The 5,983-nt window shown below is 66.4% G+C and carries 7 protein-coding genes and 2 pseudogenes; 3 read left to right on the top strand and 6 right to left on the bottom strand.

The genetic code is table 11. The features are described 5' to 3' along the window. Positions 1-195: hypothetical protein (locus JNW87_RS33355; RefSeq protein WP_238455049.1), on the top strand; the 195-nt coding region annotated here is incomplete at its 5' end. On the opposite strand, the gene JNW87_RS33350 is transcribed toward JNW87_RS33355, so the two are convergent. From JNW87_RS33350 to JNW87_RS33325, 6 genes and pseudogenes are all read right to left on the bottom strand, one after another. Beyond that, complete coding sequence (locus JNW87_RS33350; protein ID WP_109799687.1) at positions 173-1,441, bottom strand: IS110 family transposase; 1,269 nt, start codon at positions 1,439-1,441, stop codon at positions 173-175. The genes JNW87_RS33355 and JNW87_RS33350 overlap by 23 nt on opposite strands. 223 nt (positions 1,442-1,664) lie before the next feature. Further along, positions 1,665-1,988 (bottom strand): annotated as a pseudogene (locus tag JNW87_RS33345) (IS3 family transposase); the annotation flags it as partial. A 76-nt stretch (positions 1,989-2,064) separates the two neighbouring features. Continuing rightward, on the bottom strand, positions 2,065-2,730 hold the full coding sequence (locus JNW87_RS33340) for an alpha/beta hydrolase (RefSeq protein WP_109799685.1): 666 nt from the start codon (positions 2,728-2,730) through the stop codon (positions 2,065-2,067). A 122-nt stretch (positions 2,731-2,852) separates the two neighbouring features. Next, positions 2,853-3,254 (bottom strand): hypothetical protein, encoded by a 402-nt coding sequence (locus JNW87_RS33335; RefSeq protein WP_109799684.1) that lies wholly within the window; start codon positions 3,252-3,254, stop codon positions 2,853-2,855. 152 nt (positions 3,255-3,406) lie between these two features. Beyond that, positions 3,407-3,715, bottom strand: a complete 309-nt coding sequence (locus tag JNW87_RS33330) for a hypothetical protein (RefSeq protein WP_201749417.1) — start codon at positions 3,713-3,715, stop codon at positions 3,407-3,409. A 218-nt stretch (positions 3,716-3,933) separates the two neighbouring features. Continuing rightward, on the bottom strand, positions 3,934-4,557 hold the full coding sequence (locus tag JNW87_RS33325) for a hypothetical protein (protein ID WP_109799682.1): 624 nt from the start codon (positions 4,555-4,557) through the stop codon (positions 3,934-3,936). Between JNW87_RS33325 and JNW87_RS33320 the strand changes: the two genes are divergently transcribed. Next, positions 4,556-5,341 (top strand): NUDIX domain-containing protein, encoded by a 786-nt coding sequence (locus JNW87_RS33320; protein ID WP_309234133.1) that lies wholly within the window; start codon positions 4,556-4,558, stop codon positions 5,339-5,341. The genes JNW87_RS33325 and JNW87_RS33320 overlap by 2 nt on opposite strands. Positions 5,342-5,767: 426 nt before the next feature. Beyond that, positions 5,768-5,983: pseudogene (locus JNW87_RS33315) on the top strand (hypothetical protein); the annotation flags it as partial.

Here is a 5,983-nt window from a genome sequence, read left to right as displayed (position 1 = left end):
CGCCGCGGCGAGCAACTGCGCGTGGGCGTCGGTCAGGGCTTGGTCGGCTTGGTGTCGGTGTCCGCGCTCTCGGAGATCTCGGCCAAGAGCGCGTGTGCTGATCCGAAAATGAACCGTGAGTGGGCAGGCGTCAGCGTCCCGGCGGAGCCGGGATGGATCAAGAGATGGCTGGTCAGGCGGCTGACGCGAGGGTGACGGTGTAACCGAGTGCTTCGAGTTGGCGGACGTGGTTGCGTTTGCGGCGTTCGGGGTTGACGCGGGTGTCGTAGAAGGCTGAACCGAGGTCGGTGAATCTGGTCGTCGGGTCGGCCAGCAGGTGCCAGACGACGGTCAGGATGGATCGGCCGACAGCGACGATGGCGCGCCGGTTGCCACGGCGTCTGGCGATGCGCCGGTAGCGTTCGCCGAGGAAGGTGTCGGTTTTGCCGGCGGCGACCGCGGCCTCGCCCAGTACCCGGGCCAGGTAGGGATTACCGTGCCCGGTGAATCCGGCGCCCTTCTTCTTGCCAGCGGATTCCTTCACACCCGGGGCGAAGCGGGCCCACGACGCCAAGTGGGCGGGAGTCGGGAACCTGCTCATGTCCACGCCGATCTCGGAGATGATCACGTGGGCGGTGGCCGGACCGACGCCGGGGATCTCGTCCAGCCGCCGACCGGCATCGATGAACGGGCCGATCTGTTCCTCGATCCGCTGGTCCACGTCGGCGATATCCGCGGTGATCGCGTCGACACGGGCCAGCATCTTGGCGAGCAGGAACCCGTGGTGGTCGGTGAAGCGCCCAACGAACGCCTCTTCCAACTGTGTGATCTTCGTGCGGAGCCGGCTACGGGCCATCTGGGCCAGGGCCTTCGGATCTCGCTGTCCGGCGATCAACGCGGCCATCATGTCTCGGCCGGACAACCCGAAAATGTCGCTGGCCACCACGCTCAACTTGATCTGCGCGTCTTCGAGTAGTTTCTCGACCCGGTTGCGTTCCGCGGTGCGCGTGGAGATCAGATCGACCCGGTACCGGGTCAGGTCCCGCAGTTCCCGGATGGGTGCCGGGGGAACGAAACTCGGCCGGATCATCTGCCGTTCGGCGACCTTGCACAGCCAGACCGCGTCCAGCCGGTCCGTCTTCGGACGCCCCGGCAGATGTTTGACGTCCTTGGCGTTGACCAGCCACGTGTCGAACCCGGCCGCCTCGAGCAGGTAGAACGCCGGCTTCCAGTAGTCCGAGGTCGACTCCATCACGACCCTGGTGACACCCAGTTCGTGAAGCCGGTCCGCCATCACCAGCAACGACCGGGTCATCGTGGAGTGTGCAGACACTTCCTGCCGCCGTCGACCCCCCGGCCCTTGGCCAGGCACCCTCACGCAACACACCAACTCTGCCTTGCCGATGTCCAGCGCTGCGATCCGCTCGATGATCTCCTCGTTGTCCTGAGTCGACTCCAACACCCGGTCCTCCCCACCCTCGACGTTCACGAGAGGCCGCCCGCAGGAGCTGCTGAAGACGAAGGCGAAGCTGATCCGCGTGCTCGAAGCAACAGTGAAGGGCCCATGGCGCAGCTCCCCGCACCCGACTTTTCCACGGCCTCAAAGACCAAGCGCACACGGAGTCGGCGGGCGACCACACCCATTTTCAGCCCGGAACGGGCCCGCCCACAGGGCAGGAAGCAACTTTTCCCATGATGTCCAACGCGGCCGCGGTCCGGGCGATCTTGCGGTTGGCCTGCTCCAACTGGCGGCGCAGCCGGGCGATCTCGGCCTGCTCCCCGCTGGGCTTGCCTATGCTCTGCCCGGGCTTCTTGCCCTCGAGCAGGCCGGCGTCGCGGGCGCGGCGCCACTCGCTCATCAACGACGAGTACAAGCCGTTCCGGCGCAGATACCCGTTTCCGTCGCCCTCGGCGACGGCCTGCTCGTACTCGGCGAGCAGCCGCAGCTTCTCCGCTGGAGCGAACGAACGCCGCCGGGGCCGGTCAGCTCGAGGTCCATCCGTCGTCATGGCCCCATCGTGCCCGACAGGCATGCTGGTGCTGGAAATCGTCATCGAAGGAGAATCCATCCTCGCCCCGGGCGGGCTACTTGCTCTGAACCGCTGGTCTCACCCAACCCTGACACCCAGGGACCTCCCCAACGATCCAGCCCCGTGTCCGTGAATCCTGCGCCATGCGGTCGTACGGCGGCCCGAACAACAGATACCCGCATGGCCGATGATCCCAACCTGGGGGCACCGGGAACTGCTGCTCGTAGTAGCTCAACGGGAGCCGGGGCTGCTCGGCCGAGACCATTGATCTGGTCCGGGGATCGGGAAACAGCGGCGCGACGGTGTTCTCCTCCCACCATGTCGTCCACTGCGGCAACCGACCCTCCGCCGCTATCGACCGCAGGTAGGCCAGCCGCTCGGGTGACGCGGCAGGCGTCGGTCCGGAACGCGAGGGCAGGCTGGCATCGACGAACAAGCAGCCAACGACCGGACGACCGGCCGCCTGTACGACAACCGGAACCAGAAGACCAGCGTTGCTGTGGGCAACCAGCACGATCGGCTGGTCCTGCGGTAGGTGGGAGACGCTGTCTTTGACAGCGGCGCCGATCCGTGGCCAAAACGGCGGGTCGTCGGCATCGGCCACGTGGACTAACGACGGCACCACCGTAGCCGCGCCCAGGGCCCTCAGCTTGGCCGCCACGGGAGCCCAGGTCAGAGGACCCAGCAACAAGCTGTGCAGCAATACAAGCGCGGGCTTCACCCGTCCACCGTCCATGACGGCGCCGGGCGACCGCCACCCCAGCCGTCACGCCGTAGCGAACAAGCTGCCTGAAGCAGGCAGCCCGGTCAGCGGCAGAAGAGCAAGCCTGGAGGCGTGCGCGCCTACACGTTGTCGCGTGCGGCAATCTCGTCGGCGGACATCCGGCTGATTGTCCTGCCGGCTTCGGTCTTCACCAGCGTCAGCGCGCCGATCCAACTCGGGTCATCCGGGTACTCCCAGCTGGCTGGGTCTGCCAGCAGCGCCGACAGCTGGTCCCTCGGCACAGGATCGCCGTGCGCCAAGTCATCCCGACCGTCATCGGCAACCCACCGCACGTAACGGCCCATCTCCATCCAGCCGTTGTCCACCAACCTCAGCAGGACGAAGGCCAGCTCGGACAGCGACGGCTCCGGCTGGGCGGGGTCCAGGTCACCGAACACGCCGGGCAGGATGTCCATCTCGAACGAGTTGATGAAAAAAGCCCGCTCGATATGCGTCAGGCGCTCCCACTCACGAAGGCTCACGAGCCGATCATCACATGCGGTCCCGAACAGGAGGGACGCGTCAGGCGGTCACCCGCGCTGTCAGCGGCTACCGAGAGGATGTCTCCTAGTCACGGTGTGGTTCGTCGCGGGATGTGTCGGCCACTGGTTGTCCTCGGCAGCCTCGTCTCATGTCAGTAGAGATCGACCTCCCAAAACTCGAGGTCTGGTTCTCCCGGGGGTAGGGCTCCGGTGCAGTACCGGTAGAGAAACGTCGCGGCCCGGCGTTCGGCGTACTTCTCGTTGATCGGCTGTCCGTGCTCATCGAGTTCGAGGACGTTGGCGAAGATGGCGAAGCAGGTCTCCATCTGGGAGGGCGAATCCTTCAACTCGTCCCAGTAGTTGATGCCCTCCAGCATGGGATGGCCGACCGAGCCGCGCGCGATCCAACCGGCGAAGCGCCGGATTGCTCCGGACGCACCTTGACTGAGGTGGGAAGACACGCGCCCAAGCTACCGGTGCCATCGGAACGTGACCCGCCAGGTTACGCCTGATGCGGCGTCCTCAACTCGGCACGTGCGTGCACGGGGTCGGGTCGATGCCCGTGCCAGATGTCTACGGAGGGTGACGGGAGTTCCTGCCTTCCAGCGCGCCCGCTCGGCGGCAGATGAGGATGGCGGCGCGGCGGTGACGGGAGCGGTTGCTGCTGCGGATCAGCCGGTCAGGCATGCGGCGGGGTGGCGGCCGATCGGCGGCCCCCATGCGAGGCGACCAGGGCATCAGCCACGATCGCGGCGTCGGCCTCGGCGACGTCGGCGGGATACTCCGGCAGGAGGTCGTCCCAGACGACCAGCCAGGATCCGTAGAGCTGCGCCTGGCCCTCCGGCCGGGCGAAGAACCAGACGTGCAGGTGAGCGGCGCCGTCGCCGATGCGGTAGACGTGGGCTCGCGAGATGTGCGGCAGAGCCTGCACGTGGCGGACGATTCGCGTGGTCAGCAGTCCCAGCTCCGCGGCGAGATCGTCAGGGAGATCCGCCATGTCATAGTGATCGCGCGGGTACAGCATCAGCACCAGCGGCACGCCCACTCCCGGGACACGGGCCAGCCGCCAGTGATCGTTGAACCAGATTCCCTCGTCGCGCTCCTGACAGTTCCGGCACTCCGCCGGATCCTCGCCGTGCCGGGCGGGCTCGGGCAGCACCGGCGGGCGCAGCGGCGCGACGCGCAATCCATCCTGTTCGAACGGGCTGATGTCCCATCCCGTCATGCGCGCCAGCGGAAGCCGCCGCTCGCTGTCCGCGACGGCCACCGCGTGGTCATAGAACTGGTCCGGACGCAAGGCCATGGCGCGAAGACTAGTACAACCAAGATCCCATCGCTATTCATCGCTATTACGTGGGCTGCCCGCCACGGCCCGACGGGTGGCCACACGCTCGATGGCACGGATTCGCCGTGGGAACCCTCTTGTCGGCTATGAGCGGGGTCGCCAGCGCCAAGGAGGCTCACGCGCTGTGACGACCGCCCGCGGCCGGCGCACCCACGGCGGCAGATCCGGACGTCTGGGCGTCCCCTTTGGCTGGAACGAGCTTGTCCTATCCCTGTGCTCTAATCCCGTCATGCATGTCGTCGTCACAGGCGCACTCGTTGAAAACGGCGCGGTCCTGCTAGTACACCGCAGGCCGACCAAACGGGCATACCCAGATGTCTGGGATCTGCCCGGGGGGCAAGTCGAAGCGGGTGAGTCGGAACTACAAGCCCTCGCGCGTGAGATGCACGAGGAGCTCGGTGTTCACATTGTGGCGGAGTCCGCTTCACGGTTGGGCGTCGTGCATGACGGCAGTGGTGAGGACGCCGTTCACGTGGGCGTCTGGCAAATTGGAGACTGGGTTGGCTCTCCCACCAACCGTGCACCTGACGAGCATGACGACATCGCATGGGTCGGGATCAGCGAGCTGGGCGGCCTTCCCCTCGTGCATGGCGTCTTGGCGGCATTGGTTGGTTCTCTGCCTGAGTTTGAGTGCGCCCGCAGGCACTCAGATGTCACCGACTGTAACCAGGGCGACCGAGGAACCAAGGCCGACTGTCGTGCATGTGCTGGGACGGATTCGTCAAGCAGGTGGTGGGACTAGCATCTCGCCACACACCCTGTCCTCCGTCGACTGATGCGCGACACGCGTCCGCCAACTGATTTGCGACACCTCAGCACGCTGATCGCGGCAGAAGCGGACGTTGTGCTCTCCGCCAAGCGTGCATAGTTATGCAGGCGCTACGGCGGTAGAGCAGGCGCTGCTGCACGATCATCTGTGCTGAGTTGCGGTCAAAGCCGCCGTGGGAGTTAACCAAGCCATGGCCACGGCGATGAGGTCGCGGTCGCATCGCCCGGTACCGCCCATCAACCCTTGGAACCCTGAGGTGTTGTCTGCGGGCACAGGCTCCCTGAGCGGGTCGGGTGCGCCAGCCGTCCTGCCCGCCTCCCCCTCTGTGGCAACCTTGAAGGAGGCGGCCTGAGCTGCTGAAACTCTGACCCGTGAGGGCGTGCAAGGAGATCCACCCCCGTGACATTGCATCATCCGGAACCCGACCCCGAGGTACCAGCAAAGCCCCGAACAAGGACATACACCGCCGCGTACAAGGCGCGGATCCCGGCCGAGTACGAGACCCTCGACAAGGCCGGCAAGGGTGCCCTGCTTCGTCGGGAAGGCCTGTACACGTCGCTGCTCGCGGCGTGGAAGCACCAGCGTGACGCCGGCGCCCGCGAGGCCCTGGCCAAG

Origin of the sequence: Micromonospora sp. ATA51 (genome assembly GCF_016802855.1) — a bacterium.
Taxonomy (GTDB): domain Bacteria; phylum Actinomycetota; class Actinomycetes; order Mycobacteriales; family Micromonosporaceae; genus Micromonospora; species Micromonospora sicca.
This window is presented reverse-complemented; position numbering and strand designations above follow the sequence as displayed.

Excerpts from the sequence above, each read along its gene's own strand:
- JNW87_RS33320 (WP_309234133.1), top strand. The coding sequence starts at position 4,556 with ATGGCGCGAAGACTAGTACAACCAAGATCCCATCGCTATTCATCGCTA.
- JNW87_RS33325 (WP_109799682.1), bottom strand. The coding sequence starts at position 4,557 with ATGGCCTTGCGTCCGGACCAGTTCTATGACCACGCGGTGGCCGTCGCG.